This window comes from Aquirufa nivalisilvae (genome assembly GCF_003143535.1).
Taxonomy (GTDB): domain Bacteria; phylum Bacteroidota; class Bacteroidia; order Cytophagales; family Spirosomataceae; genus Aquirufa; species Aquirufa nivalisilvae.
The window spans coordinates 26,603-52,863 of record NZ_CP029346.1 but is presented as its reverse complement, the minus strand read 5'-3'; the positions used below and the strand labels follow the sequence as shown (position 1 = coordinate 52,863).

Here is a 26,261-nt window from a genome sequence, read left to right as displayed (position 1 = left end):
TTAAAATCCTCCTGACTTTGTTTTCGGTTTTGTTGTAGGTGCTGCCTTGGGCGCTGCTTTAGCTTTAGGCGCTTGTTTTTTTACTGGAGGCTCTTGCCTGTACAAGGTTAAAAACTTTTTAACAAATGCCGCTTTTTCATCGCTAGCTGCTTCTACCACGCGAACTTCTCCCTCTTTTTTATCTTTCTTTTCATTTTTAACCGCTTCTCTAACAGCCGCTAAAAATTGATTATCGGAAGAATAAACCCCTAATTCTCCGTTAAAATACGCAAAATAATACCAAAGATCTTCGGATAATTCCCAATACCCATAAAACTCCTCCTTGCTTGGTTTCTTGATTACTTCCATATAACCTTTCAGCGTACTATTTACATCCACAGGTCCAACATTAACCAATGGAATTCCTCCCAATGAATAAAATGCACTCAAATTCGGCGACCAAGCCCATTTCACTGCCGAGAAATTAATCGACTTGCTGAACTCCAAAGAAACCTTATCCAAGGCTAAATGGTTTTGATCCATCTTAGATTTAATAGATTCAGGTATCGCTTTACCCAATACCTGTTCGGCTCTTTTCAAATAATCATCCCGCATTTCTGGTTCATCCGCCGATGCTGTACTTAAACCCTCTTCCAAATTATACTTCACGATGCGCTCTCCCATGATTTTTAAAATGGTTGGGGCAAAAGGAAATTGCAAACTAGTCCAGGTTTCTAAACGAGGAATTAATGTATCCGTCGACATAGAAATTTTACCAAAAGAAGTGAGAAGCTTATTCCCCGTAAACAATTGAACGGCCCCCTCTGCCTCCAATCGCCTTTCTTTGACATACAGCTTCATATCACTTTGCTTACCCTTCACTTGATAATATTCTTTTTCTTCAAAAACTTCTCCTTCTGCTGAATATAAAACAGGGTCTAAATCATCTGACTGAGGGCCTAAAAAAGTAGGATATAATTTATTATCCGCATTGATAAATATACCAGCAGTCACTGGTCTTCCCGCTTCATCACGTAAGCTTGGACTCAACTTTAAATTAGGGGATTCTCCTCCTTGGTTTTCAAAGGGAATCCAAGCCGCTTTAAAATTAGAAAGTCCTATAACAGGTCTGATAAACCCTTTGAAATTCAAAAACTCCTGATTCGACTTGAAGAAAATTTCTCCCTTAAATTGTTGATGTGCCGACAATGCTAATGGAACTTTCTCACTTAATACCGCCTCAGCTTGAATGTATTTTTCCGCTGCTTTTTTGGCTGTGGCTGCTTCCTCCATAAAAGCGAAATTCCGCATTTTTATCTTGGTACTATCTCCCGAAGCACGTGGCAATAAATACGTAGCTTCCCCTTTCCATCCGTCGGCATTCGCTTCACTAACCAGTAAATCGCTCAATATATGTCGCTTATTATCTGGATCTAATATGGCTCTAGCGCCTGTAAATGGCTTAAACTGTCCGTCTTTCTGAATGGCTAATAATCCTTTTGCAGGATAAACGATAGCCGGTCCAATACCCACCTGTTTAACTCCTCCCAATTGTAATAACTGAGCTTTTAAATCATAATCCGCGGTACTCGCTCGAATAAGGCCCTTGTCGGAATGCGCTATTTTCTTTTGTAAAGTAGTAGAATCTTGACTAAACATAGTAGAATCGGCTGACCACTGAGTTAACTCAAATCCCGACTTTCCAGAAAGCTTAAATCGCTGAGTCGCCAAATCCCAAGTTGCTTCAGAAATGGTACTTTGGTACCCAATGAAAGGAAATAGCAGGGTACTATTTTCATCTGATAAATCCTTCGATTTTTTAGCTCGCATGCTTACTTTTTGAGTCCCCATCACAGCTTCCACTGAAATGGATTGCGCGTATACAGACGGCTTAAATAAATTCATCTGACGACCAATCTTCACATCGCTTAAGTCACTTTGCCAAGCATTAGAACTAAACACAAAATTTCGTGAGCTGAATACTCCATCTCCATAGAAAACTTGACCTTGCCCAAAAACCTTCTTTTGATGAAACCCTAAATTTCCCGCCAATTGAATTTGGTTATTAAATAAGCTAATTCTGTTTTTCTGAGGATAAATCCACAAGCTATCCACTGATGGAAACCAATGCAAATGGTGTACACCAAAGCTTGCGGAAGGAAAAGTATTTTTCCCCTGATACATGCTTATCAACTTTCCATCTATCCCTTTCGCCACTAATGAATCTGGATAAAATGTGGTGGTTTTCGTATTAGAGCTTAAACCCCAAATCGAAAAATTTCCCGAGGCATGTAAACCTTCTCGATCCATCAATAAAGCCTCATTCAAAGCGAATTTTGCTTGATTTTTATAAATATCCATTGGATTTTTGACCATATACTTAAATCCAAATGATTGATCTGGCATTAATTCCAATTTGGTTTTTAGGACAGGTAATAATCCATCGGAATAGAAACTTCCATCAAACGTGATATCTTTCAACAATAAACTATCCAATTCAATTCTTGGAACCTTGAAATAGTATTTTTTGTCATATAAACCTTGAGCTCGCCAGGGTTCATCAAAATAGGTCGTTACACCTTTGGGTATGATTAATTTAGGATACGCCGCCACGCCTAATCGACCCGATTTATTATTTGGTGGACTTAATTGCAACATCCCTGATTCATACTTAAAATGCCCACCCAGCTCCCTTGTTCCTAAGGATCCATCTTTCAATCTTGGTAAAAAAGTAATGGAATCTATTTTAGGGAAATTGACTGTAAATTCGGCAAAATTAAATTGAAAATTGGGACCTCTAAAGCGATAATTACCAATCTTAATTTCTCCATGAAAATCAAAATCTCGACCTTTCGTGAAAACAACTTGTCTGTTCTGAGGCACAAAATTAGCTTTCAATGAATCTGATACTCGGATTTCGTCAATCCCTCGAACAATTAACCTTTGGCGACCAAGATCCAAACTGATATTCGCTGAATCCTTTTCAATCATATCGGCAAAGGAAGCCACATAAAAACGATCAAAATCCTTTTTTTCAAATTGTACCAAAGCATAGTGCCGACCCATTTTGGTAAAAGAAACTTGATCCGTATCCTCCCGATACTGAATGTATCCAGCATCTCGGTACATCATAAATCCTGACTTCAATGAGGCATAATCTCGTTTATACTTGAGCGCTATTTCACTGAGATAAACTTGCGGACTTTTCGTTTCAATAATTTGATTATACAAAATCCGCAGGGGATTATAATTCAATATTCCCTGCAATGCGGTCACTCTACTTTCTTCGAAATAGTCAAAAGATTCAACCCATGCAGGAACTTGATTTTTCCCCGATAAACGGAAAAAATCTACTTTTTTTGCTTGGGGGTTTAAAATTGCTAAATCCGCTGAAATCCGAACTTGATGATAAGTGTCTTCAAATAATAGTCGTTCCATAGGACCACCATCTATTTTTCGGATATGCAATAACTCTTGGAGAGGATACCAGTTGGCTCGAATACTAGGATGTTGCAAGGTATCTTTCGTTCCCATATAGGCTGCAAATTGCCCTTCAGGAATGGTAACATTTCCCTCGGCACTTAACCACATCAATTTCGTTTTTATTTGACCAACCAGCTGTTTATCCGAAAGGACTTGAAAGTAGGCCATTTGATTTGTTGAAGAAATCAATCCTCGCTTATCTCCCAAAATCCATAATCGCCCATTGGCTCTCCACGACTTCTCTTGGATAGGGGATGCCATGACATCGATGGAGCGAAACTCAAAAGGAAATATAGTAGCATTCGTTTTCCTTTTAAGGCTCAGTTTCCCTTTCCCTGCTAAGCTTTTCTCAAATTGAACCCAGTCTCCATCTAAAGCCACTAATTGTCCTTTTTTGGGCAAAATTTCAAATGACTTTATCTTCCATTTAGCATCTAAATACCCCAGTATTTCTCCCGGAATCTCCGCATCCGATCCTTTTCCAATCTTATTTAAAACCGACCATTGAAAGGTCTTTGGTATAAAATTGATACTATCTCGTCCCGTTTTATAACTGAGTTCTGGAAATTTCCAAAGCAACACTGGTCCTCCCGTTTTTGTCTCAACAAGCCAATTTTTATCGGAAGCATTAGGAGCGATGATGTCGGATGAACCTGGCGTATCCCAGCCATCATTATCAACCGATTTTTGTCCCAGAGAATCCGCGACCAATACATCGCTCGGCCAAGTAACCAATAATCTCCCCTTTACTTTAATCGACATAGATGCCAAGCCAGGAATCTGCTGATTAAACTGCCAGTTCTCCACTGTTTCTGCCAAGGTTAAAGCCGTCCGAAAGTCCTTCTTTTCTACTAATTTCTCCCAAACTTGAATTAGGCTTTTTAATGCTTCCGCATCATCACTAAATTGAACCGTACATCGAATGAATAAATAAGCTAATTGAGGTGATTTAAAGCCCATGGAAGGCATTGTCTTGACCAGTTTTTCAAACTGATCTTGTTCTGCTGCATTCAGATTAGCATAAGGCCATTTGGACATCCATAGGTCCACCACAGCAGGAGCCTCTTTATTCCTACTAAGAAGCATCCAATTTTTAACCTCCGTAGAAAAGTCTCCTTTCGAATTGGAAAATTTTTGTGCTTGAGTTGACAAACTCATCCCCAACCAAACAAAAACAAAGAAAATTAGGGTTCGAAACATATTCAGCTAAACCTAGGGATAAGCAAGTAAAAATAAGCAAAATTTTAAGATATTTGCGGTAAATAAGCCCATTATGCAAAACGTCCTTTCTCTGTTTAATCGTATAAAAGCCTTTGTTTTTGATGTCGATGGAGTTATGACAGATGGTCAAGTACATGTACTAGAAACAGGCGAGCATTTCCGAAGTTTTTATATCCGAGACGGATATGCCATTGAAAAAGCTAGACAAGCAGCATACCAAATGTGCGTCATCACTGGAGGAAGCCACCCTGGTGTTCAAAAACGTTTAGAAAACCTTAAGTTTCAACACATTTACAGCAGTTTAGGAGGCACCAATAAAACGGCAACATTTGAGAAATGGCTACATGAAGTTGGCCTAAATGAAGATGAAGTTTTGTACATGGGAGATGATGTCCCTGATTTAGAAATACTATCTAGACCCCAAATTTTAAGCACCTGTCCTTTCGACGCAATCCCTGAAATTCACCAAGTAGTTAAATACGTTTCCCCATTTAAAGGTGGTCAAGGAGCTGTTAGAGACGTCATTGAAAAAGTGATGAAACTTCAAGGAAAATGGCCTAATTAATATCCTATGGCAACAATACTAGCAGTAGAGGGTCATTTACCTCAATTCGGTGAAAATGTGTGGTTAGCTCCCAACGCGACCGTTGTTGGAAATGTTTCCATAGGAAAACACGGCACCGTTTGGTTCAATGCCGTTATCCGAGGAGATGTTAATCGCATTCAAATCGGAGATTATAGCAATGTCCAAGACGGGGCGGTTATTCATTGCACCTATCAGAAAACAGAGACAATAATCGGGAACTACGTGTCTATTGCGCACAATGCCATCGTTCATGGCTGTACCATAGAAGATCGAGTTCTAGTGGGTATGGGAGCCATCATCATGGATGGAGCCTATGTGGAATCTGGGAGTATCATTGCAGCAGGTGCCGTAGTTACACAAGGAATGCGCATACCATCTGGAAGTATTTATGCGGGTAATCCCGCCAAATTTTTAAAACCTGTCAGTGAAGAGGCTGCTGAAGTATTCATGCGCACTGCAATGAATTATGTCAAATATGCCAGTTGGTTTGAATAAGCGTATTTATTCTCCCAAATAAGCATTACTCTGTTGTTAATCCCAGCAAACCCTCTGCTAATATTCGGTCATTTGATAAACGTGGAACCTTATTTTGTCCCCCTAATTTCCCTTGGGACTTCATGTATTGAATAAAAGAATCTTTGGCTAAAGATTGAATTTTCAAAGGCTGAAGGATATTACCTACAATCAAATCTTGGTAATAAATGTTTTGTCGCCGCATGGATGCATCCAGTGTCTTTTGAAATAATTCCATGTTCTTTGGTGCTACATCAAATTCCATCAACCACTCATGATGCGGCATTAGTCCATCCTTAGGAGTAATATTTGGAGCCACCGTAAATTCCACAATCTTCGTTTCAGGACATGCTTCCATCGCTTCTTTCACAGCCAATTCCACTTCTTCTGCAATCACATGCTCACCAAATGCCGAAATAAAATGCTTGATTCTTCCTGTTACAATAATCCGATATGGGTCCAATGAGACGAATTTCACGGTATCTCCAATGGAATATGACCACAAGCCTGCATTCGTGGTCATCAATAAGGCATAGTTGACACCGAGCTCCACTTCCGATAAACATAAACGGGTTGGGCTTGCCGAGAAATAGGTATCTGTTGGAACAAACTCATAAAAAATTCCGGCATCCACCAATAAAAGCAATCCTTCCTCACCTGTAGAATCTTGAAAAGCAATGAATCCTTCTGAAGCAGGGTAGGTTTCAATGACATCTACTTTTCTGCCTATGGATTGCATTAATTTTTCTCGATAGGGGTCAAAATTGACGCCACCGGTGACAAAAACTTGAAAATCAGGAAATAGTTCTCCAATTTTTTTGCCTGATTTCGCTTCCAATCGGTCAAAATACATTTGTACCCAAGGCGGAATTCCTGAAATCAAACCCATGCGCTGATCGATTGTTTCCTCCACAATGGACGCTAATTTTTCTTCCCAATCCTCCATACAATTTGTAGCATAGGAGGGCAATTGATTGGTTCGTAAATAGGAGGGAACATGGTGATTCACAATACCCGAAAGTCGACCTGTTGGCACTCCATTCTTTGATTCCAATTCAGGTGAACCCGATAAAAATATCAATTTCTGATCCAAAAATGAGGCATTCCCGCTATGATGAACATAATGCAACAATGCATCCCTGGCCCCCAAAATATGAAAAGGCATGGATTCTGAACTTATAGGAATGTATTTAGCCCCAGAAGTCGTTCCCGACGTTTTGGCAAAATAGGCGGGTTTACCAGGCCACAAAATATCCTTTTTGCCAGCTACCGCTTCCTCAATATAAGGCTTAATATCCTCGTACTCAAAAATGGGTACCTTGGATTTGTAATCAATGTAATTTTGAATTTTATCCAAGCCAAAAGCTTTTCCAAAAAGCGTTGATTTCGCTTTCTCTACATTTGATTTTAACCAAAAAAGTTGCTTTTCAATGGCCTCGGATTGAGTTATCCGATACTTATTGACTACCCAATGGGCAAATGGCTTAGCGAAAAAAGAACGAATACCCATAGCTCTTTTCTAATTATCATTTAAAAATACCCTTGGGATCTGGCATTTTTTCCATGAGTTGCTGTGAGAAATTTAAATCAAGTTGGGTCAAATCTAAGGCACGACATTCATGAAAATAACTCCAAGCTAACTCGTATTTTTCTTGCAAAAACGCCACTTGACTTTTTTTCATCCAGGCATTGGCATTGGTCGGATCTTCTTGTAATGCCTGACTTAATAAAGCATCTACCTCTTCCAAATTACCACAATCCATGCCTTTTAAATAACAACTTAGTTTTACAATGGCATAATCTACACGCATGATGCTCAACTTGGGATTGATTTGTAAACCTTTACCCAATAATTCTATGGCACCGGGAAAATCCAAACGCTGAAACGCGATGACACCTAATCCCCAATAGGCCTCTACACTCGTAGAATCTAAAGCATGAACTAAATTAAAACGATAAGTAGCCGTATCTAATTTCCCCTCTGAAACATATTCCCAAGCTCTCTCTGATAAAAACTTAACACCTTCGGCCCGATTGGGAAAACTTTGATCCACACTGGTGATAATCTGAGTAACCTCCTCTTGATCTTTTTTATTAAGTGGTTTTTTTCCAAATAAAGCTTGATATCGAGGTATTCTAATCAATGAATCTGCCGGCACTGCTGCTAGCATGGGCACCGACAAACATAATAATAATCCTATTAAATAGGCTTTTTTTCTTAGCATCATATCACAAATCTACCTTTTCTTTTTAATGGAGGATGTATTTGAACGAAATTTTGATGCATTTTTAGGTTTTCCCTTAGAAGTATTTCCTTTTGATGGTCCCTTAGATGCCCCTTTCGCACCTAACTTGGCTCTTGGTTTATGCTTCTTTTCATGAAAAGCCCCTTTGAAATCGGGATCTTCTCTTTTGCGCTGATCATCCACAGCCCGCAACATATCTTGTTGTTCTAAAAATGGAGTATCTTCTTCATAAATCTCTGAAGGTAAGTGCTCTATCTCTATTTTCTGCTGAATAATTGTTTCAATTTTGGCCCAATGATAACGTTCTGCTAAAGTCACAAAAGTGATTGATTCCCCAATTTCAGCTGCTCTTCCCGTCCTACCTATACGATGCACATAATCTTCATAAATCAGAGGAACATCAAAATTGATGACGTGTGAAACTTTGGGTATATCAATTCCCCTTGATGCCACGTCCGTTGTTACCAATACCCGTACCAAGCCCTCTCTAAATTGTTGCATGGCATTAATTCGCGTATTTTGACCCTTATTGGAATGAATTACCCGAACTTGATCTTCTGATAATACCTTCCTACTTAAAAACTTCTCCACTTGATTCGCCACTTCTTTACTCCTACAAAAAACCATCACCCTTTCAAATTCAGGATTTCGTAAAAAATATTCCAAGGCGTTAATTTTAGTTTTTAAATTCGGTGCCTCATACACATGCTGTTTCACCTGACTTGCGGGAGTAGCTTGTGGGGTGATTTCAATTTTGTGAGGAAACTCTAAAAACTCGTGTGATAGATTTTCTACTCGTTCAGGAAATGTTGCCGAGAATAAACCATTCTGACGCTTCTTGTAAGGAATAACTTCTAATATTTGACGAATCTGAGGCATAAAACCCATATCCATCATTTTATCCGCTTCATCTAGAACTAAATGCTTTAGTTCCTTCACGATAATCACTTCCTTTCGGTATAATTCTAAAAAGCGGCCAGGCGTAGAAACTATAATATCGACTCCATTTTCAATCGCTTGAATCTGGGGTTTTGGACCCAGTCCACCATATAGAGCCAATAATCTCAAGTCCGTAAACTGTGCCAAACTTACCATCACCTCATAAATTTGCATCACCAGTTCTCTAGTAGGTGCCAAAATTAAGGCTCTAGGGTTTTGTCCTTGTGCATATTTACATTGCATCAGCAATGGTAAAACATAGGCGGCTGTTTTTCCTGTACCTGTTTGAGCAATTCCCAACACATCATGTCCACCCAAAAGTAAAGGAATCGCCTTTTCTTGAATTGGTGTAGGTTCTTGATAACCCAAGGCATCACATGCTCTTTGTAATTGTGGGTTCAATCCCAAGCTTAAAAAATCAACCATTTCGTAGAAAATTATGCCTACAAAGGTAGCTAAATTCATTCGATTTAATGGAAATGCCTGAATAGCTGCCTATTGGCAGCATTCCTGCTCCAAACCTTCCATTATTTCCCTAACTTTGGGTGAATTATTCCAATAGCTTGAAACCAGCTACCCGACTTTGGCTTATTAGAATTTGTATGGGATTGTCCACTTCCTTCCTTGTGGGATCCGCTTCGTCTTTGTTTTTGTGGGGTTTAGAAAAAATTCAAATTTATCAAACAGAACATCTTGCCCTTCTATATTGTCTCCCCATTCTTGGTGTCGCTTTTCAATACCTATCTCAAATTCCCCAATCTCCCATAAAATTAGGCACGAATGATTTAATTGATCGAGTCAACCAAAAGAGCGACGACATCCCTTGGTCCTTGGGACCTTTCATTTTATTGAGTACCTGGTTAAGTCAACTCTTTGGAGCATCGGTTGGGAGAGAAGGAACTGCTGTTCAAATGGGCGGAAGCATTACCCATCAATTTTCCCAATGGCTGAATTTAGAAGAACAGGAAAAAAGAGATTGGCTACAAGCTGGGATGGCGGCAGGTTTTGCTTCAGTCTTTGGAACTCCTTGGGCTGGTTGTTTTTTTGGACTTGAAATTTCAAAAGTCGGACATATTTCTTTTCGCTCAATTATCCCATGCCTTTTTTCTGCTTTCGGGGCTAATTGGGTAAGTCTCCACGTGTGGAGCACGAATCACACCATTTATCCTAGCGTTTTTTTACCTGAAATTACCATGGCTTTTTGGGCCAAATTAGCTTGCATTGGCCTATTTTTAGGTCTAATCGCTTTGTTTTATTCCCGTTTAGAATCGATTATTTCTAAAACGTACGCCCAATTACCCATCCACACCATTCTCAAAGGGATTCTCGCGGGCCTAATTTTACTGCTAATTTTTCAATTCCCCTATTTTAAAGAAAGCATCGGCTTGGGCTCTTCTTTTTTACTGCGTCCATTTGAATCTGGAGAAACAGCCAACTTTGCCATCAGCAAAACGCTTGCCACTAGTCTCAGTTTAGGTCTAGGTTTTAAAGGAGGAGAAGCGACTCCTTTGTTTTTAATTGGTGCTCATGCCAGTAGCGCCCTTCATGAAATCATTTCATTCCCCTTACCTCTATTGGCAGCTTTGGGTTTCACTTGTTTATATACAGGACTCGCCAAAACACCGTTGACCTCCATTGCCATGGGAGTAGAATTATTTGGCCAGGACGCTTGGTTCTGTTTCTTTCTTTGCACACTAATCGTCATGTATATTTCAGGCAAAAATGGCATTTTCAAAAAACAAGCTTGGGCTAACTGGGTTCCTAAACCTTTATACGAATGATCTTTAATTCACTTATAGAACAATACGAAAGCTTTCAAGAAAAGCGAATTTCAAACCGCAGGTTTTCCGAAAAAATTTGGAATGTTTTGCTCCAAGAATGGTCAGAAAACTCACTCTTCAGTACCCGAAAATTAGGTGAAACGTTTGAAGGAAAAGCCATCCAAGAAATACGATTTGGCCAAGGTCCAATCCACATAGCAGCCTGGTCTCAAATGCACGGGGACGAAGCCACGGCTACCATGGCATTAGCTGATATTTTTCTTTTTTTATCCCAAAATGAAACCAGTTGGATCAGTTTCAAGGAAGAATTACATCAGAAAGTATCTATATTCTTTATTCCAAGACTCAATGCAGATGGGGCAAATAGATGGACAAGAGAGACGGCTTTGGGCATCGATATGAACCGAGATGCACGCACACAAAACAGTCCAGAAGCTACAATTTTAGCTCAATGGTTAGATGAAATTAAGCCCCATTTTTCTTTTAACCTACATGATCAAAACCGTTTATATTCAGCGGGAAAAACACCACATCAAACTCACATTGCTTTACTGGCTACGGCGGGGGATGAGCATGGTACTTGGACAGCCTCTAGACTTAGAGCTGCTAAAATCGCGAATCAAATGGTGCGACATTTACAGCCATTATTACAGGAGAAGATTGCCAAGTGGACGGATGAATTTGAGGCGCGAGCATTTGGAGATTATGCTCAAGGAAAAGGTTATGGCTTAGTCTTATTAGAATCTGGTGGTGCGGGCTGGGATTTAGAAAAACAAACATTAAGAAAATACAATGCTTGTTTATTATTAGCTGCCTTTTACTCCATAAGCACCGAGTCCTGGAGAACAGAGGAAACTCAATTGTATCAACATCTGCCCACCAATGAAAGACAAATCTTTGATATACTCATCAAAAATGCCCCATTAAATCAAGAAGAGCCCATTTATAGAGCTGATATTGGCCTAAACATCCAAGAAACAGCTCAAGAAGATGGCTCCATAGGATATGCTTGGATAATTGAAGACATAGGAGACCTAAGTCCTTGGTATGGATTAACGGAAATCGATGGGGAAGCGTTACATTTGCATTCAGAAAAAATGCTGAAGAAAGAAGGGGTATATCATCAACTTGTTCTAACAAAAAACAATCAAGTAGCATTTGATCTTCATTCATATACGCTAAAAATCAATTCATAGTATGACATCTTTACCTGTAATCATCATCGGAGTTAATCCATTTGCTTTAGAAGTTGCATCCATTTTTCAAAAAAATGAGGTTGTTATCTACGGATTTTTAGACGATGATCCGAAGAAAAAAGACACACAAATTGGTGAAATTCCCGTTTTAGGAAGTACAGAGGATGAGTCGTATTGGGGTCTAATTGGTAAAAACTGTGGGGTGTTTGTGGCATTAGAAAACCCTACAGAAAGAAAAAAGATGATTGAGACCATTATGGAGGATAGGCAAGTGAAACCTGTAAATGCCATCCATCCTTCAGCCATCATTGCTGATGTTAAAAACCTAGCCTATGGTGTGTATGTTGGCGCAGGAGCCATCATTCAGCCAGAAGCAAAGCTAGCGGATCATTGTATGGTTGGCGCCGGAGTCATCGTTGAAACGGGTGCTCAAATAGAAGAATACGTTCAAATTGGTGCGGGATCTGTGATAGGCAAAGAATGTAAATTAGACACCAATTGCTTTATAGGCATACAAAGTACGCTAGTTGGCAGCATTAAAATAGGTAAAGGAGCTACCGTTGGGGCGGGAAGTGTGGTCATTGAGCCTGTTCCTGCTTCCAAAAGAGTCTTTGGAAATCCTGCTAAATTGCTGTAATTCGATCAATATTCTTTTCTTCCACCATTTGTAAAAAGTGGTAGCGTAAATATAATTGAGCCAGAGTAACCACATCCTCTACACAATAAGCGGCTATTTTGGGCAGATCTTTCTCATGGTAATACACCCCATGTACTTTATCTCCCGTTAAGTTCGTTTTGGAGCCTGGAATTCCAAGCAGTTCAGCTAATAAATCCAAAGAAATGTAGACTTTCCTATCGCCAAATTTCCATAATTCCATGGTATCTTGATGTAGGACTTCCCAAGGTTTCTTACCTTGAAGCTGTAAAGGCTTAGGGATTTCTAATCCATTCACCAACATCCTGCGACATAAATACGGAAAATCAAACTCCTTTCCATTATGTGCGACCAATGTTAATTCTCTAGATTTATAAGTAACATTAATAAACTCGATGAATTCTAATAGCAAAGTCCGTTCATCATGATGAGCAATTGTCTTGACTTTCAAACTCAGCTCTTTCTCTTTGTTTTGATATAAGAACCCCATTCCAATCACAATAATTTTACCGAATTCCGCAAACAATGCGGCGCGATCTACATATAAGTCTTCTAAGGCTAGACTTTGGGGATTAGAGACATTCTTCGCCTTTTTTAGCCAAAAACGTTTCATTCGCTCCGAAAGTAGGGAAAAATCAGATTCTCCCGAGACCGTTTCGATGTCAATAAATAAGGTGTTTTTAAAGTTCTTTTTAGGCTCCATCGCTTATTGATTTATAGGGTTAGGTAATGTTTCACGTGAAACATGTTTTAGTTTCCATTCAAACAATTGGGTCAAGTGGCTCAATACCTTGGATTTAACCTCATCTATGTTCATTTCATGGCCTAATTCTTGCTGTAAGGATGTAACACCTCGCGTTGCAATACCACAGGGAACTATATGTCCAAAGTATGTTAAATCTGTATTCACATTAAGCGCAAATCCATGCATACTTATCCAGCGAGAAGCTTTCACACCCAAGGCGCATATCTTTCTAGCATGATCAGATTCAGGATCAATCCAAACGCCTGTTAAACCTTCAATTCTTCCTGCAACCAAGCCATAATCCTGGCAAGTCAAGATGATTGCTTCTTCCAGCATACGTAGATATAAATGAATATCTGTGTAAAAATTCTCCAAATCCAAAATAGGATAGCCTACCAATTGTCCTGGACCATGATACGTAATATCTCCGCCGCGATTGATACGATAAAAACGAGCGCCAATGTTCTCCAAGAAAGGTTCTTGCATCAACAAATGGGACTCATCACCACTTTTACCTAAGGTATATACATGTGGATGTTCACAAAACAGCAGAAAATTAGGTGTTTCATCTGTAAGGGATTCTCTTCGATTTCTCAATTTAATTTGAGCAATATGATCCAATAGCTTTTCCTGCAAATCCCAAGTTTCTTGGTAATCTGTCAAGCCAATATCAACAAATTGAACTTCTTTATTCTGCATCTCACATTATCAAGGAATTATAGAAAAGAGAATTTCGCCTTATATACCTTGCTCCACAAAGATAAGAGAATGGCAAAACATTTAAAGCTCGGCAAGCAAGCCGAAAGGGTAGCGGAGGAGTATTTACGCCGAAATCACTACCAAATACTTGATAAAAACTATCGGACTGGAAAAGCAGAAGTAGATATCATTGCCCAAATCCATCAAACCCTAGTCTTCATTGAAGTAAAATCACTGCGCAGAACACGCTTTGGATTTCCTGAAGAACAAATCAATAACCATAAAATCAACATGCTTTCAGAGGCTGCTAATCAATATCAAATTGATAGAAAATGGGATAAAGAGATCCGGTTTGATAGTATATCCATTACTTTTTTGCCTCAAGCCACTAAATTAGAGCATTTCGAGGATGCTTTTTTGTAAATTAGCTCTTTGAATGAAAAACCATGATACAATTTTGCTCTGAAGAGATCAACTTTACGCTACCTCATAAAAACAAGCACAAAGCTTGGCTTAAAGCAGTAGCCGCAGAAGAACAAAAGTCCATTGGGGAAATCAGTTATATCTTTTGTTCCGATGACCACCTGTTAGAAATAAATAAAACGTATTTAAACCACGATACCTTAACAGACATTGTGACGTTTGATAACTCAGAAGATTCCAAAAAACTAGAAGGAGATATCTTTATTTCATATGACAGAATCCAAGAAAATGGCAAAAAACTAGGAACAGAAGGCAGCGAATTGCAGCGCGTCATGGTTCATGGCTTACTTCATTTGGCTGGATATAAAGACAAAAAGAAAGAAGATAAAGAGCTAATGACGGCTAAAGAGGATTACTATTTAGCCCAATATTTTAAAGAACAATAAATGTTTCACGTGAAACAAAACAGAAAATGCAACAACAAGCATACGATGTAATAGTAGTAGGAGCGGGGCATGCCGGTTGTGAAGCAGCACATGCTGCGGCTCAAATGGGATCAAGCGTTTTGCTAATCACTATGAATATGCAAACCATCGCACAAATGTCCTGCAACCCAGCGATGGGTGGTGTCGCTAAAGGACAAATTGTACGAGAAATAGATGCACTTGGAGGAATGTCTGGAATCATTTCGGACAAAACCATGATTCAATTTAGAATGTTAAATCGTTCTAAAGGCCCTGCCATGTGGTCGCCTAGATGCCAATCCGATCGTATGCGATTTGCAGAAGAATGGAGAATGACATTGGAACAAAACCCATTGGTCGATTTTTGGCAAGACTCCGTTCAGCAACTTATCATCAAAAACAAAGAGGTCTGCGGAGTAATAACCCGAATGGGAATTGAATTCAAAGCTCGCACTGTCGTGTTAACCAACGGCACCTTTTTAAACGGCTTAATCCACATAGGAGAGAAGCATTTTGGTGGAGGAAGAATGGCCGAACCCATGGCCCAAGGATTAACAGAACAACTCGTTCAATTAGGTTTTGAATCTGGCAGAATGAAGACGGGTACCCCTCCACGTGTAGATGGAAGAAGCCTCGAATATTCAGCCATGGAGGAACAAAAAGGAGATGAAAATCCAAGCAGTTTTTCTTATTTGACAGAAAGCCCAATACAAGAACAAAGATCTTGTTGGATTACCCACACCAACACCCAAGTACATGAAGTCCTTAGAAAAGGCTTTGATAAATCACCTATGTTTGCAGGTAGAATCAAAGGCCTTGGACCAAGATACTGTCCGTCTGTAGAGGACAAAATCAACCGATTTGCTGATAAAGATAGCCATCAAATATTTGTTGAACCCGAAGGATGGAATACGGTAGAAATCTATGTAAATGGATTTTCTACTTCGCTCCCTGAAGAAATACAATATGAGGCCATTCGATTAATCCCTGGCTTTGAAAAAGCTAAGTTATTTAGGCCCGGCTATGCTATTGAATATGATTATTTTCCCCCAACCCAATTACTAGCCACCTTAGAAACAAAGCTCATTCAAGGGCTCTTTTTTGCCGGACAAATTAATGGAACAACTGGCTATGAAGAAGCGGCATGTCAAGGTCTCATGGCGGGAATTAATGCTCATCAAAAAGCACAAGAATTAGATCCGTTTACCCTATCTAGATCAGATGCCTACATCGGTGTTTTGATTGATGATCTAATCAATAAAGGGACGGATGAACCCTATCGAATGTTTACTTCTAGGGCAGAGTTTCGAACTCTATTAAGACAAGATAATGCGGATGAAAGATTAACCGGAAAAGGCTTCGACTTAGGGTTGGCAACAAAAAAACGCATGGATAAATTCCAACAAAAGCAAAGCGATGTTGCGCAATTATTAGACTACATCAAAACCAATAAAGTAAAACCAGATGAAATCAATTCCTGGCTAGCAAGTCAAGGTAGCTCTAGCCTAAGAGAAGGAACCCCAATCGTCAATTTACTGAAAAGGTCCGACTTAAGTTTCTCCACTATATTAGAACATCCTTTAGTTAAAAACATAAAAGACAACTATTCTCAAGAAGTTATCGAACAAGCAGAAATCATCGTTAAATACGAAAGCTATATCGAAAAGGAAAGACTCATGGTTGATAAAATGAAAACCATGGAAGACCTAAAAATTCCTGAAACATTTGATTACGATAAAATTAAAACGCTGTCAACCGAGTCTAGAATTAAACTAAAATCCATTCGACCACAAACCATTGGTCAAGCAAGCAGAATATCCGGTGTTTCTGCGTCAGATGTTTCTATTCTACTTTTATTCATGGGTCGCTAATTATGGAAGAATTAAAAGAATGTCCAGCTTGCTCACATCAGGAATTCAGACCTATTCTGAATACCAAAGATTACACTGTTTCCCATCTTTCATTCCAGCTAGTAGAATGTCAAAACTGCCATTTAAGATTTACTAATCCGAGACCAAAAGCTGAAGAAGCTGGTCCATACTACCAATCCGAAAACTACATTTCCCATAGCAATACGGATAAAGGTCTAATTAATCAATTGTACCAACAAGTAAGAAATATCACGCTTCGGTTAAAAACCAATTGGATTGAATCAGAAAAAAAAGATGACAAAAAACTTCTTGATATAGGATGTGGAACAGGGCATTTCTTACATGCTTGCCAAATTAGAGGATGGAATATCCAAGGCATGGAACTTGATCCAAGCACAGCAGAAAAAGCGGCTAAATTAACAGGCCAAGCCATTTATCCGCATCTAACGAGTATTCCAGAATCAGAAAAATTCCAAGTTATCAGTCTTTGGCATGTATTAGAGCATGTATATGAACTACATGAATACTTTGCATTTTTTAAGAAGGCTTTGGCCCAGAATGGCAAATTATTACTGGCATTGCCTAATTGCAAGAGCTATGATGCTAGCTACTTTAAAGAGTATTGGGCAGCATATGACGTACCACGACATATCTATCATTTCACACCAGAAACGATACAATTCATTGCGAATCAATATGGCTTTTCATTAAAAGAAAAAAAAGGATTAATCTTTGATAGTTTTTATATTTCTCTAATGAGCCATGAATATCAAAGTGGATCAAAAAAAATCATTCAATCTTTTATGATTGGTTTAATTTCAAACATTAAAGCAATGCTAGGACAAGGAAATTATTCCAGCAATTTATACATCTTCGAACATGCTAAGTAAGCTTAAGAACTTAGTCCTTTTTAGTATACTGTCAGGATTTATCAGCATCTTGATGCTACAAAGCTGTGCCCAAATGGCAACACCTCCAGGAGGAAAAAAAGATACACTAGCTCCCAAAATCAGTGAATCCATTCCACTAAATAAAAGTCGGAATTTTAAGGGAAAAAGAATCGATATAACATTTAATGAATACGTAGGGATACGAAACCTAAGTCAGGAGTTATTGATTACACCTTCAGTAGGAACCTATCAAACAAAAATTAGACCACAAGGCTTAAGCATCCTATTGGATAGTACATTAAAAGATAACACGACCTACACATTCAATTTTAGAAATGCGATCGAAGATGCTTCTGAAAGAAATATAGGTAAAAATATCAAACTAGTATTTAGTACATCTCAGGATATTGACTCGCTACAAATCAAAGGAAAAGTAAGAACATTATTGACTCAAAAACATCCTGAAAATATATTGGTAGCTCTATATCCATGGAATGATTCTGTATTCATTCATACCACTAAACCCTATTATTTTGTTAAAACGGATACTTCTGGAAATTACCTATTAGAGAATATAGCAAAGGGTAAATATTACATGGCCGCATTCCTCGACATCAATAATAATTTGCTCTATAACTCCAATAAAGAATCTGTTGATTTCCTTTCAGAAAAGTACATTGACCTAACTAAAAACGTGGAACAAAATTTTGCTATCAGTTTACAAAATCAAGATTCACTTAAATTGAGCAAAACAACTGCCACGGCAAAATCAGTATTGTATGAATTCAATCGTGGAATAAAATCATTAACTCTATCAAATGTCCCTAAAGCACAATTATATTATCAACAAGAAGATTCTAAAAATCTCCGATTCTACTTATTAAATCAAAGCAACACAGATACGATCTTCATACGTGCAACTATTACTGATTCATTAAATAGAAATTACCAAGTACCATTAAAAATAAAATTCAGAGAATTAACTAAAAAAGAAAAGGTCCAAAAACAAGATTTAACCTTTGAGGTAAAACCTACACCAGGTAAACTATTATCACCTTTAGATTCCATACAAATTAAATTCCCTAGACCTGTTCAACAATGGGTTTCTACAAACATACTTTTCAAGACAGAAGAGGGTGAAATACTTAGTTTACCAGATCAAGCATTTCATTGGAATCAATTCCAAAATAATCTTGTCATTAGAAATGCCTATTTACCAAGTAGATCCAAATTTGAAATGAGTATTACCAAGAATGCCTTTGTTGGTATTGATGCAGATTCAAGCATCGTTTATACTCAAAAGATGGAATGGCAAGACATAGAAAACTATGGCAGCATAGACGGCAATATTACATCCTCAGAACCCAATAGTGAATTCATTGTAGAATTGCTTAAAGCAGATACATTTGAACCTTATATGACCCTTAAAACACAAAAGAGATTTGAATTTACCAACGTGGAACCAGGGATATATCAAATACGAGTTATTGCCGATTTAAATAAAAATGGATATTGGGACATCGGCAATTTTAAACTTAGAAAAAAATCTGAGCCTGTTTATTTCTTTGACGGTAAAATTAAGTTAAAAGCTAATTTTCAAATTTCCGACTTGTTGATAAATACGCAAAAATGATGTGGATAACATGTTAATAATCGACCAAATAAGTGAACAATTCATGTGGAAATTGTGGAAAGATAAATAAATAGAAAAGTTGTGGACAATTTTAGCTAGCTATCCACACACAAAATTAAACTTATCTACATTGAAATATTAACATAAAAAATTATAATTCATTAATTATCAATTATTTACCTATTAAAAATACGCTTATCCACTTATCCACATCGAATAACAATAAGAAACAAAAAAGAGATTTATAAAATTTTTATTTTTTTTAAATAAGTCATGTGGAAAACATTTTCTAAATCTTATTTACTTCTCGTTTTCTTTTTCATAGGATATGTTAATTCTATGCAGGCAAAGCTTATAGTTAAAAGTCCTGATTCTTTATTTGTAGAAAGATTACATCAAATTGTAAAAATTAAAAAAGAGAAAAAAAGAATTAAGCAATTGGATGAATGGTTTACAAAAAACATCAATAATGGTTCTTTTTTAACATTTTATTCGTTTAATGAAATACTTAAAGAAAATTTAGCACCTTTATGGATTAAGTATTGTGGACAAATTGTTGATAAGTTGATAAGTACACAAGGCTTAGAAGTGACAAAAGATTGGCTGACGGGATTAAAAGATCAGGGAATTGCCAATCGAGAAGTAGAGCAAATGTTGGTTTCTCTGATTCAGGCTTCACCTGAACAAGCCAATCCGGTTGAACTGATCATTCACTGGTATGCTTTGAATCAACAATGGGATAGGGTTTGGCTACAAAGGAAGGCATTGGATATCCGATTTAAATCAGGAGGTAAAGAAGTGAGTGATTTTGGAATAGCTAGCTTTCAGCGTCAACAATGGCCATTGGTCAATCAAATATTTGATTATTTGATAAAAAATTACCCACGTTCTCCCCAATTGTTGAATTGGAAGCAACTTTTATTGGCTTCCCGAGAACAGAGTATTCAGAATAAGATGGTAATCGAAAAAACGGAGTTTTCTAATTTGATTCAATCCTATCGAGAATTAAGAAAAGATCGGGGTAATAATGCCGCAACAGCTGAAACTTACTTATCTGAAGCAAGAATTTTTCTGTATCAATTGAATCAACTAGATTCTGCAGAAAGGGTATACCAGAAAGGAATTGAGCTATCTGAGTCCAATATCAATTTACAGGCTCAAATGAAATTGGAGCTTGGAGATGTGTATTTATATGCGGGAAGAAAATACGATGCTTTAATTCAATACGCACAGGTTGAAAAATTAGTTAAAGATTCGCCGATCGCATATGAAGCTAAATTGAAGACAGGTAAGCTTTATTATTACACAGGTGATTTTGAATTGGCCAAAGCAAATTTTGATGTATTGAAGCAAAGCACACAAAAAGAGATTGCTAATGATGCATTGCATTTGAGTTGGGTTATCGAAGATAATACAGGTATTGATACCTTGGAAACAGCATTAAAATCTTTTGCGACTATACAGTGGCTTTATGAGCAAAAGAAAATAAGTGAAGCTGATTTGGCCTTGGATCAGTTATTAGTAAAGCAAAAAGGTCAGAGTCTAGAAGATGATATTTTGTATTTGATGGCACAAAGAGCTTTAGATAAAAAGCAAATAGACCAAGCTAAAATGTTATTCAAAGATATTTACGATCGTTTTGACCAAGACATTTATGGAGATGATGCTTTATATCAATATTTGAAATTAATCGATTACAAAGACAAGGATTTGGGTTTACAATTCGTTACTAAGTATCCTAGCAGCATCTATTTACAGGAAATAATATTTAACTTATTTAGACCTTAGGAGTATAAATTCTGTCCTAAAAAATAAACAAAAGCTTACATTTTCTTGGGTAGATTTAGCTAACTTTGGTATGTATATACTAGACCCATTTTTTTATGAAACATACTTCATTAACACGTGTATTTGATTTATTAGACGTATACAAAACTTTCCATAAGTCCGATTTACTTAATAAAAAAGAAGATGGTTACTGGAAAAATTATTCAAATACAGATACATTAGAAACGATTGAACAGCTGGCTTTGGGTATGCTGAGTTTAGGAGTAAAGCCGGGAGATAAAATTGCAATTATATCTACCAATCGACCAGAATGGAACTTCATTGATTTTGCTGTTCAGATTCTTGGTGCAGTGACCGTGCCACTATATCCAACCATCACGGTGGAAGATTATGCTTTCATATTTGAAGATTCAGGAGTAGAGTTCATTTTTGCGGAAAGTGAGGAATTATATTTAAAAGCGAAAGAAGCGGCTAATGGTAATGCAAAGATTAAATCCATTTATACGTTTGAACCGATTGCAGGAGCCAGCTTATGGACTGAAGTAAAAGAATTGGGCCAAGGTCAAGATGCAGCAGTTTTAGAGCCCATCAAAGCATCTGTTCAAGTCGATGATTTACTTACATTAATTTATACATCGGGTACAACGGGTAGACCCAAAGGAGTGATGTTGACGCATCATAACATTATCAGTAATGTAAAATCCTTAGAACGTGGAGATTTTTTCCAAATCAATCCTCGAGATAAGGTATTGAGTTTTCTACCTATGTGCCACATTTATGAGCGCACGAATATCTATTTGTATCTTTTTTATGGTGTTTCCATCTATTACGCGGAAAACTTAGATACGGTTGCTGAAAATATAAGGGAAGTAAAACCTGCTATGTTTGCTACGGTTCCTCGTCTTTTGGAAAAAGTATATGATAAAGTATTGGCCAAAGGAAATGAATTAACTGGCATTAAGAGATCCTTATTTTTTGCTGCGATTGATTTCGGTTTAAAATATGACCCAATGGAAAAATTGGGATTTTTGGATAAGATCAAATTAGCCATTTTTAGAAAATTGATATTTAGTAAGTGGCAAGAAGCTTTGGGTGGAAATATTCGGGCTATTACTTCTGGATCAGCTGCTCTTCAGCCCAGATTATCTCGTATTTTTTGGGCAGCAGATATTCCTATTGCCGAAGGTTATGGTTTAACAGAAACATCTCCTGTGATTTCTGTTTCAAAAATATGTCCTCCTGATTTCAAGGTAGGTTGTGTAGGAACCTTATTGGATTGTATACAATTAAAGATTGCTGAAGATGGGGAAATTTGTGTGAAAGGAGACTCCGTTATGCCAGGTTATTATAATAATCCAACTGCTACAGCTGAGGCCATTGATCCAGATGGATGGTTTCATACGGGAGATATTGGTGAACTAGTGGATGGGAAATATTTAAAAATTACGGATCGTAAAAAAGAGATTTTTAAAACTTCAGGTGGTAAATATGTTGCCCCACAATTGGTTGAAAATAAACTGAAAGAATCGGCATTTATCGAACAATGTATGGTGGTTGGAGAAGGGCAAAAGTTTCCTTCGGCACTTATAATTCCCGAATTTAATGCGCTTCAAGTCTGGTGTAAACAACAAGATCTGGCGCTTAGTACACCAGAAGAGATGATTGCCCATCCTAAGGTGATTGAAAAAATGAATGAAGAGGTTTTAATGACCATGGCTTCCGTGGCGCGTTACGAACAAGTCAAGAAATTCGTTTTATTACCTCGATTATTTACGATTTCAGATGGTGAATTAACTCCTACCTTGAAATTGAAGCGCAAGGTGATTGTTTCTAGATATGAAAAATTGATTCTCGGACTTTACGAATAAGAAAATCTATTTCATGTATTCCTAGGAATAAATTATCGACTGCAGTCGGAAAATTTAGTAATTTTATGTCTTGGAGGTTTAAGAAAGGAAATTGATGTCCTTTCTTTTTTAATTATTGAATCGAAATTTTATGTCGCAAGCACAAAAAGTGGCTTTGATTACAGGCATCACAGGACAGGATGGCGCGTATTTGGCGGAACTTTTATTAGGAAAGGGTTATCGTGTTCATGGAATAAAGCGTAGAAGCTCCCTGATTAATACACAACGTATAGATCACCTATATCAAGACCCTCATGTGGACTCGTCAAACTTCCATTTGCATTATGGAGATTTAAGTGATTCAACCAATATCATTCGGATCATTCAAGAAGTTCAGCCTGATGAGATTTACAATTTAGGGGCAATGTCACACGTAAAGGTATCATTTGATGAGCCAGAGTATACGGCCCAAGTAGATGGAATAGGAACTTTACGCATATTGGAGGCGGTTCGCTTATTAGGCTTGACACAAAAAACAAAGATATATCAAGCATCTACATCCGAACTTTATGGTTTGGTTCAAGAAGTACCACAGTCTGAAAAAACACCATTTTATCCTCGTTCTCCTTATGCAGTAGCTAAAATTTATGGATACTGGATTACAGTGAATTATCGAGAAGCGTATCAAATGTTTGCTGTGAATGGAATATTGTTTAATCACGAATCACCATTACGCGGAGAGACATTTGTAACACGTAAAATCACCCGAGGTGTTTCTCAAATAGCCTTAGGTCAGCAAGATAAAATCTATTTAGGAAATTTAGATGCAAAGCGTGATTGGGGTCATGCCAAAGATTATGTGGAAGCCATGTGGTTGATTTTGCAACAAGAGCAGCCGGAGGATTTTGTGATTGCAACTGGTATTACCACTACTGTTCGTGATTTTGTTATCATGTCATTTAATGAAGTGGGGATTGAGTTGGAGTTTAAGGGAACAGGAATCGAAGAAGTGGCCTTAGTAAAAGCTTGTCACAATCCATTGTATCAAGTAGAGATTGGCAAGGAAGTGGTGGCAGTGGATCCGCGATATTTTAGACCTACCGAAGTAGAACTATTAATTGGTGATCCTACCAAAGCCCAAACAAAACTGGGTTGGAAATTGAAATATGATTTACCTGCTTTAGTCAAAGATATGATGAGTTCAGATATTCAACTGTTTTCAAAATAGATTAAAAGGATATTTATCAAATTAAATTTAAGCTGGATTTCGGCCTAAATCTTGGACTGGGAGATTTGAATTACTGAAAATATGGCCTGGTATGCTTTATATACAAAATCAAGAGTGGAGAAAAAAGTTGCTTTGCGACTTAAAGAACAAGGGATAACATGCTATTGTCCAGTATCCAAAAAGAGAAAGCAATGGTCTGATCGAAAAAAATGGGTCGAAGAACCACTATTCAAATCCTATGTATTTGTCGATATAGATTTAGCATCACAAAGTAGTCAAGTCCGTCAAGTAAACGGAGTCGTGAATTTTGTTTATTGGCTTCATAAACCTGCAGTAGTTCAAGATTCGGAAATTACAGCAATACAAAATTTTTTATCTGAGCACAGTGATGTAGAAGCAATTGATAACGTCATTAAAATTGGAGATTTTGTGACTTTAGATACGGGTGCTTTGGCTGGACAAAAAGCAGAAGTGCTTGGTTTTAAAAATAAACATGAGGTTCGTCTTAGAATTGAAAGTCTTGGATTTGAGCTCGTAGCTTATATAAATCAAAGTTAGTAATTTCAAATTTTCAACTATCTTTGAATAGATGAGTCAAATGAGCCATATGAATCAATTAAAACAAATGATTGTAAGGAAAGTATTAGTAGTCATTTGTTTATTCTTATGTTCAAACGCCCTTTGGGCCCAACGCGAAATTAACTCCGATTTTTCTCTAGGAATGGGTGGAACCATTGGTGGTGTATATAATCCCCTCTGGCTTCGAGCAAATCAGTATGGATTAGTACCAGCATCTGGATCTTATGGATTTTCTGCGTTTTCTCACCGAATGGGTTATCGTCCTAAGAAACAAGTAGATTGGGCTTATGGATTTTCTACTCAAGTAAATCTAGGGGAAAATAAAGCAGATGTTTTCTTTCCAGAGTTGTATGTTAAAAGTAAAGTAGGAATTTTTGAATTAGTTGTTGGTCGCCAAAAACAGATTTTTGGTTTAGTTGATTCAACCCTTAGTTCTGGCTCATACATTTGGTCAGGAAATGCTCTTCCAATACCTAAAGTAGAATTACAAGTAAAAGAATATTGGTCTCCAGGATTCTTAAAAGGAGTTTTAGCATTCAAAGGGAATTATTCTCATGGGTGGTTTGAAAATTCTCGAGAGGATGTGAAAGATTTTTATTTGCATCAAAAGTCTTTCTATGGACGATTTGGAAAGCCCAATTGGAAGGTAAAATTCTATGCTGGATTTAATCACCAAGTTCAATGGGGTGGTAAATTAAAATATGCGGATCCATACAATACTTTTTCCCATAATGGAATAATTCCTTCTGATCTTGCTACTTATGTTTCTGTTGTTACCGGTAGGTCGAATGCGATTAAAGGAGATACAGCAACTTATGGTTATAATGACGGTTTTAATCGTTCTGGAAATCACTTAGGAACAGTAGATATTGGGTTGGAAGTAGAGTTAAACCAAGCCAAAATTTTCTTTTATCGACAAAGTATTTATGAAGACGGGTCCTTATATTATGGTAATAATATAACCGACGGTTTACATGGATTGTCTATCACGCGTAAAGCAGATCAAGGATTAATAAAAGTGGTTCTTGAATATTTGAATACAACATCCCAAGGAGGAAACACGTTTAATGACCAAAGTAAGATTAGGGGCTTTGATGATTATTTGAACAATGGAGTATATCAAAATGGATGGACGTATTTTGGAAAAGGGATTGGTACGCCATTATTGACCTTAGATTCTGAATCTGATTTGAATCCAACCAATAGTATATATTATGACAATAACCGTGTGGAAGCTTTTTATGCGGCGGGAGAATTTGCTTTTGGAGACAATAAAATTCAACTAAGGGCCAGTTTATCCAATGCTATTGGCTGGTTTGGCAAAGAATATAGTCCTGTAAAAAAACAGTATTCAGGAGGGATTTTGTGGCACAGACGAATCTCTATTACAGGATTTCCAGAAGCTTTATTAAAAGCTAATCTAGGGATAGAAAAGGGAAACTTAACCCAACCTACTTTAGGGGGAAATATTGCCATTAGCATTCCTTTGAATTAA

General features: G+C 37.5%; 21 protein-coding genes. 15 read left to right on the top strand and 6 right to left on the bottom strand.

The window, feature by feature from the left end:
* On the bottom strand, window positions 1-4,662 hold the full coding sequence (locus HME7025_RS00240; protein WP_109321712.1) for a hypothetical protein: 4,662 nt from the start codon (window positions 4,660-4,662) through the stop codon (window positions 1-3).
* Between the two features lie 73 nt (window positions 4,663-4,735).
* On the opposite strand from HME7025_RS00240, the gene HME7025_RS00235 reads away from it, so the two are divergent.
* The gene (locus HME7025_RS00235) at window positions 4,736-5,248 is read left to right on the top strand and encodes a KdsC family phosphatase (protein WP_109321711.1); all 513 of its coding nucleotides are present in this window, start codon (window positions 4,736-4,738) and stop codon (window positions 5,246-5,248) included.
* Between the two features lie 6 nt (window positions 5,249-5,254).
* On the top strand, window positions 5,255-5,764 hold the full coding sequence (locus HME7025_RS00230; RefSeq protein ID WP_109321710.1) for a gamma carbonic anhydrase family protein: 510 nt from the start codon (window positions 5,255-5,257) through the stop codon (window positions 5,762-5,764).
* 25 nt (window positions 5,765-5,789) lie between these two features.
* Here HME7025_RS00230 and HME7025_RS00225 read toward each other — a convergent pair whose 3' ends face one another.
* The 3 genes from HME7025_RS00225 to HME7025_RS00215 are packed head-to-tail and all read right to left on the bottom strand — an operon-like array spanning window position 5,790 to window position 9,432.
* Complete coding sequence (locus HME7025_RS00225) at window positions 5,790-7,292, bottom strand: GH3 auxin-responsive promoter family protein (protein ID WP_109321709.1); 1,503 nt, start codon at window positions 7,290-7,292, stop codon at window positions 5,790-5,792.
* Window positions 7,293-7,308: 16 nt separating this feature from the next.
* Window positions 7,309-8,010 (bottom strand): tetratricopeptide repeat protein, encoded by a 702-nt coding sequence (locus HME7025_RS00220; RefSeq protein WP_154401905.1) that lies wholly within the window; start codon window positions 8,008-8,010, stop codon window positions 7,309-7,311.
* 9 nt (window positions 8,011-8,019) lie between these two features.
* A complete protein-coding gene (locus tag HME7025_RS00215) occupies window positions 8,020-9,432 on the bottom strand; it encodes a DEAD/DEAH box helicase (protein WP_394336387.1) in 1,413 nt (470 codons plus the stop codon).
* An 80-nt stretch (window positions 9,433-9,512) separates the two neighbouring features.
* Here HME7025_RS00215 and HME7025_RS00210 point away from each other — a divergent pair, with 80 nt between their 5' ends.
* From HME7025_RS00210 to HME7025_RS00200, 3 genes are read left to right on the top strand one after another with little or no spacing between them, the layout of a single operon-like run.
* The gene (locus HME7025_RS00210; RefSeq protein ID WP_161956175.1) at window positions 9,513-10,748 is read left to right on the top strand and encodes a chloride channel protein; all 1,236 of its coding nucleotides are present in this window, start codon (window positions 9,513-9,515) and stop codon (window positions 10,746-10,748) included.
* Entirely contained in the window at window positions 10,745-11,944 is a 1,200-nt protein-coding gene (locus HME7025_RS00205; protein WP_109321706.1) for a M14 family zinc carboxypeptidase, read from the top strand. Before HME7025_RS00210 ends, HME7025_RS00205 begins: the two co-directional genes overlap by 4 nt.
* A gap of 1 nt (window position 11,945) precedes the next feature.
* Entirely contained in the window at window positions 11,946-12,581 is a 636-nt protein-coding gene (locus tag HME7025_RS00200) for a NeuD/PglB/VioB family sugar acetyltransferase (RefSeq protein WP_109321705.1), read from the top strand.
* Here HME7025_RS00200 and HME7025_RS00195 read toward each other — a convergent pair.
* Together HME7025_RS00195 and lipB are read right to left on the bottom strand one after the other, a co-directional pair.
* Window positions 12,568-13,302, bottom strand: a complete 735-nt coding sequence (locus HME7025_RS00195) for a 3'-5' exonuclease (RefSeq protein ID WP_109321704.1) — start codon at window positions 13,300-13,302, stop codon at window positions 12,568-12,570. The genes HME7025_RS00200 and HME7025_RS00195 overlap by 14 nt on opposite strands.
* Window positions 13,303-13,305: 3 nt before the next feature.
* Entirely contained in the window at window positions 13,306-14,043 is a 738-nt protein-coding gene (lipB, locus tag HME7025_RS00190) for a lipoyl(octanoyl) transferase LipB (RefSeq protein ID WP_109321703.1), read from the bottom strand.
* A gap of 69 nt (window positions 14,044-14,112) precedes the next feature.
* Here lipB and HME7025_RS00185 point away from each other — a divergent pair, with 69 nt between their 5' ends.
* From HME7025_RS00185 to HME7025_RS00140, 10 genes are all read left to right on the top strand, one after another.
* Window positions 14,113-14,466 carry a YraN family protein gene (locus HME7025_RS00185; protein WP_109321702.1) on the top strand — a complete coding sequence of 118 codons (354 nt, stop codon included), beginning with the start codon at window positions 14,113-14,115 and terminating at the stop codon, window positions 14,464-14,466.
* 23 nt (window positions 14,467-14,489) lie between these two features.
* Complete coding sequence (gene ybeY / locus HME7025_RS00180) at window positions 14,490-14,912, top strand: rRNA maturation RNase YbeY (protein ID WP_109321701.1); 423 nt, start codon at window positions 14,490-14,492, stop codon at window positions 14,910-14,912.
* Window positions 14,913-14,938: 26 nt separating this feature from the next.
* Window positions 14,939-16,801 (top strand): tRNA uridine-5-carboxymethylaminomethyl(34) synthesis enzyme MnmG, encoded by a 1,863-nt coding sequence (gene mnmG / locus HME7025_RS00175; protein ID WP_109321700.1) that lies wholly within the window; start codon window positions 14,939-14,941, stop codon window positions 16,799-16,801.
* 2 nt (window positions 16,802-16,803) lie between these two features.
* Window positions 16,804-17,691, top strand: coding sequence for a class I SAM-dependent methyltransferase (locus tag HME7025_RS00170; RefSeq protein WP_109321699.1), 888 nt, complete (start codon window positions 16,804-16,806; stop codon window positions 17,689-17,691).
* Window positions 17,681-19,324 carry an Ig-like domain-containing protein gene (locus HME7025_RS00165; RefSeq protein WP_109321698.1) on the top strand — a complete coding sequence of 548 codons (1,644 nt, stop codon included), beginning with the start codon at window positions 17,681-17,683 and terminating at the stop codon, window positions 19,322-19,324. The genes HME7025_RS00170 and HME7025_RS00165 overlap by 11 nt, the downstream gene beginning before the upstream one ends.
* A 273-nt stretch (window positions 19,325-19,597) precedes the next feature.
* The gene (locus HME7025_RS00160; RefSeq protein WP_109321697.1) at window positions 19,598-21,112 is read left to right on the top strand and encodes a tetratricopeptide repeat protein; all 1,515 of its coding nucleotides are present in this window, start codon (window positions 19,598-19,600) and stop codon (window positions 21,110-21,112) included.
* Between the two features lie 95 nt (window positions 21,113-21,207).
* Window positions 21,208-22,980 carry an AMP-dependent synthetase/ligase gene (locus tag HME7025_RS00155; RefSeq protein WP_109321696.1) on the top strand — a complete coding sequence of 591 codons (1,773 nt, stop codon included), beginning with the start codon at window positions 21,208-21,210 and terminating at the stop codon, window positions 22,978-22,980.
* Between the two features lie 130 nt (window positions 22,981-23,110).
* Window positions 23,111-24,187 (top strand): GDP-mannose 4,6-dehydratase, encoded by a 1,077-nt coding sequence (gene gmd, locus HME7025_RS00150; protein WP_109321695.1) that lies wholly within the window; start codon window positions 23,111-23,113, stop codon window positions 24,185-24,187.
* 81 nt (window positions 24,188-24,268) lie between these two features.
* A complete protein-coding gene (locus HME7025_RS00145; protein ID WP_109321694.1) occupies window positions 24,269-24,745 on the top strand; it encodes a UpxY family transcription antiterminator in 477 nt (158 codons plus the stop codon).
* A gap of 49 nt (window positions 24,746-24,794) precedes the next feature.
* Window positions 24,795-26,261, top strand: coding sequence for a capsule assembly Wzi family protein (locus HME7025_RS00140; protein WP_161956174.1), 1,467 nt, complete (start codon window positions 24,795-24,797; stop codon window positions 26,259-26,261).

Bases quoted from the DNA above. Each gene is read 5' to 3' on its own strand.
- HME7025_RS00240 (WP_109321712.1), bottom strand. From the start codon at position 4,662: ATGTTTCGAACCCTAATTTTCTTTGTTTTTGTTTGGTTGGGGATGAGT.
- HME7025_RS00235 (WP_109321711.1), top strand. From the start codon at position 4,736: ATGCAAAACGTCCTTTCTCTGTTTAATCGTATAAAAGCCTTTGTTTTT.
- HME7025_RS00230 (WP_109321710.1), top strand. From the start codon at position 5,255: ATGGCAACAATACTAGCAGTAGAGGGTCATTTACCTCAATTCGGTGAA.
- HME7025_RS00225 (WP_109321709.1), bottom strand. From the start codon at position 7,292: ATGGGTATTCGTTCTTTTTTCGCTAAGCCATTTGCCCATTGGGTAGTC.
- HME7025_RS00220 (WP_154401905.1), bottom strand. From the start codon at position 8,010: ATGATGCTAAGAAAAAAAGCCTATTTAATAGGATTATTATTATGTTTG.
- HME7025_RS00215 (WP_394336387.1), bottom strand. From the start codon at position 9,432: ATGAATTTAGCTACCTTTGTAGGCATAATTTTCTACGAAATGGTTGAT.
- HME7025_RS00205 (WP_109321706.1), top strand. From the start codon at position 10,745: ATGATCTTTAATTCACTTATAGAACAATACGAAAGCTTTCAAGAAAAG.
- HME7025_RS00200 (WP_109321705.1), top strand. From the start codon at position 11,946: ATGACATCTTTACCTGTAATCATCATCGGAGTTAATCCATTTGCTTTA.
- HME7025_RS00195 (WP_109321704.1), bottom strand. From the start codon at position 13,302: ATGGAGCCTAAAAAGAACTTTAAAAACACCTTATTTATTGACATCGAA.
- lipB (WP_109321703.1), bottom strand. From the start codon at position 14,043: ATGCAGAATAAAGAAGTTCAATTTGTTGATATTGGCTTGACAGATTAC.
- HME7025_RS00185 (WP_109321702.1), top strand. From the start codon at position 14,113: ATGGCAAAACATTTAAAGCTCGGCAAGCAAGCCGAAAGGGTAGCGGAG.
- ybeY (WP_109321701.1), top strand. From the start codon at position 14,490: ATGATACAATTTTGCTCTGAAGAGATCAACTTTACGCTACCTCATAAA.
- mnmG (WP_109321700.1), top strand. From the start codon at position 14,939: ATGCAACAACAAGCATACGATGTAATAGTAGTAGGAGCGGGGCATGCC.
- HME7025_RS00170 (WP_109321699.1), top strand. From the start codon at position 16,804: ATGGAAGAATTAAAAGAATGTCCAGCTTGCTCACATCAGGAATTCAGA.
- HME7025_RS00165 (WP_109321698.1), top strand. From the start codon at position 17,681: ATGCTAAGTAAGCTTAAGAACTTAGTCCTTTTTAGTATACTGTCAGGA.
- HME7025_RS00160 (WP_109321697.1), top strand. From the start codon at position 19,598: ATGTGGAAAACATTTTCTAAATCTTATTTACTTCTCGTTTTCTTTTTC.
- HME7025_RS00155 (WP_109321696.1), top strand. From the start codon at position 21,208: ATGAAACATACTTCATTAACACGTGTATTTGATTTATTAGACGTATAC.
- gmd (WP_109321695.1), top strand. From the start codon at position 23,111: ATGTCGCAAGCACAAAAAGTGGCTTTGATTACAGGCATCACAGGACAG.
- HME7025_RS00145 (WP_109321694.1), top strand. From the start codon at position 24,269: ATGGCCTGGTATGCTTTATATACAAAATCAAGAGTGGAGAAAAAAGTT.
- HME7025_RS00140 (WP_161956174.1), top strand. From the start codon at position 24,795: ATGAATCAATTAAAACAAATGATTGTAAGGAAAGTATTAGTAGTCATT.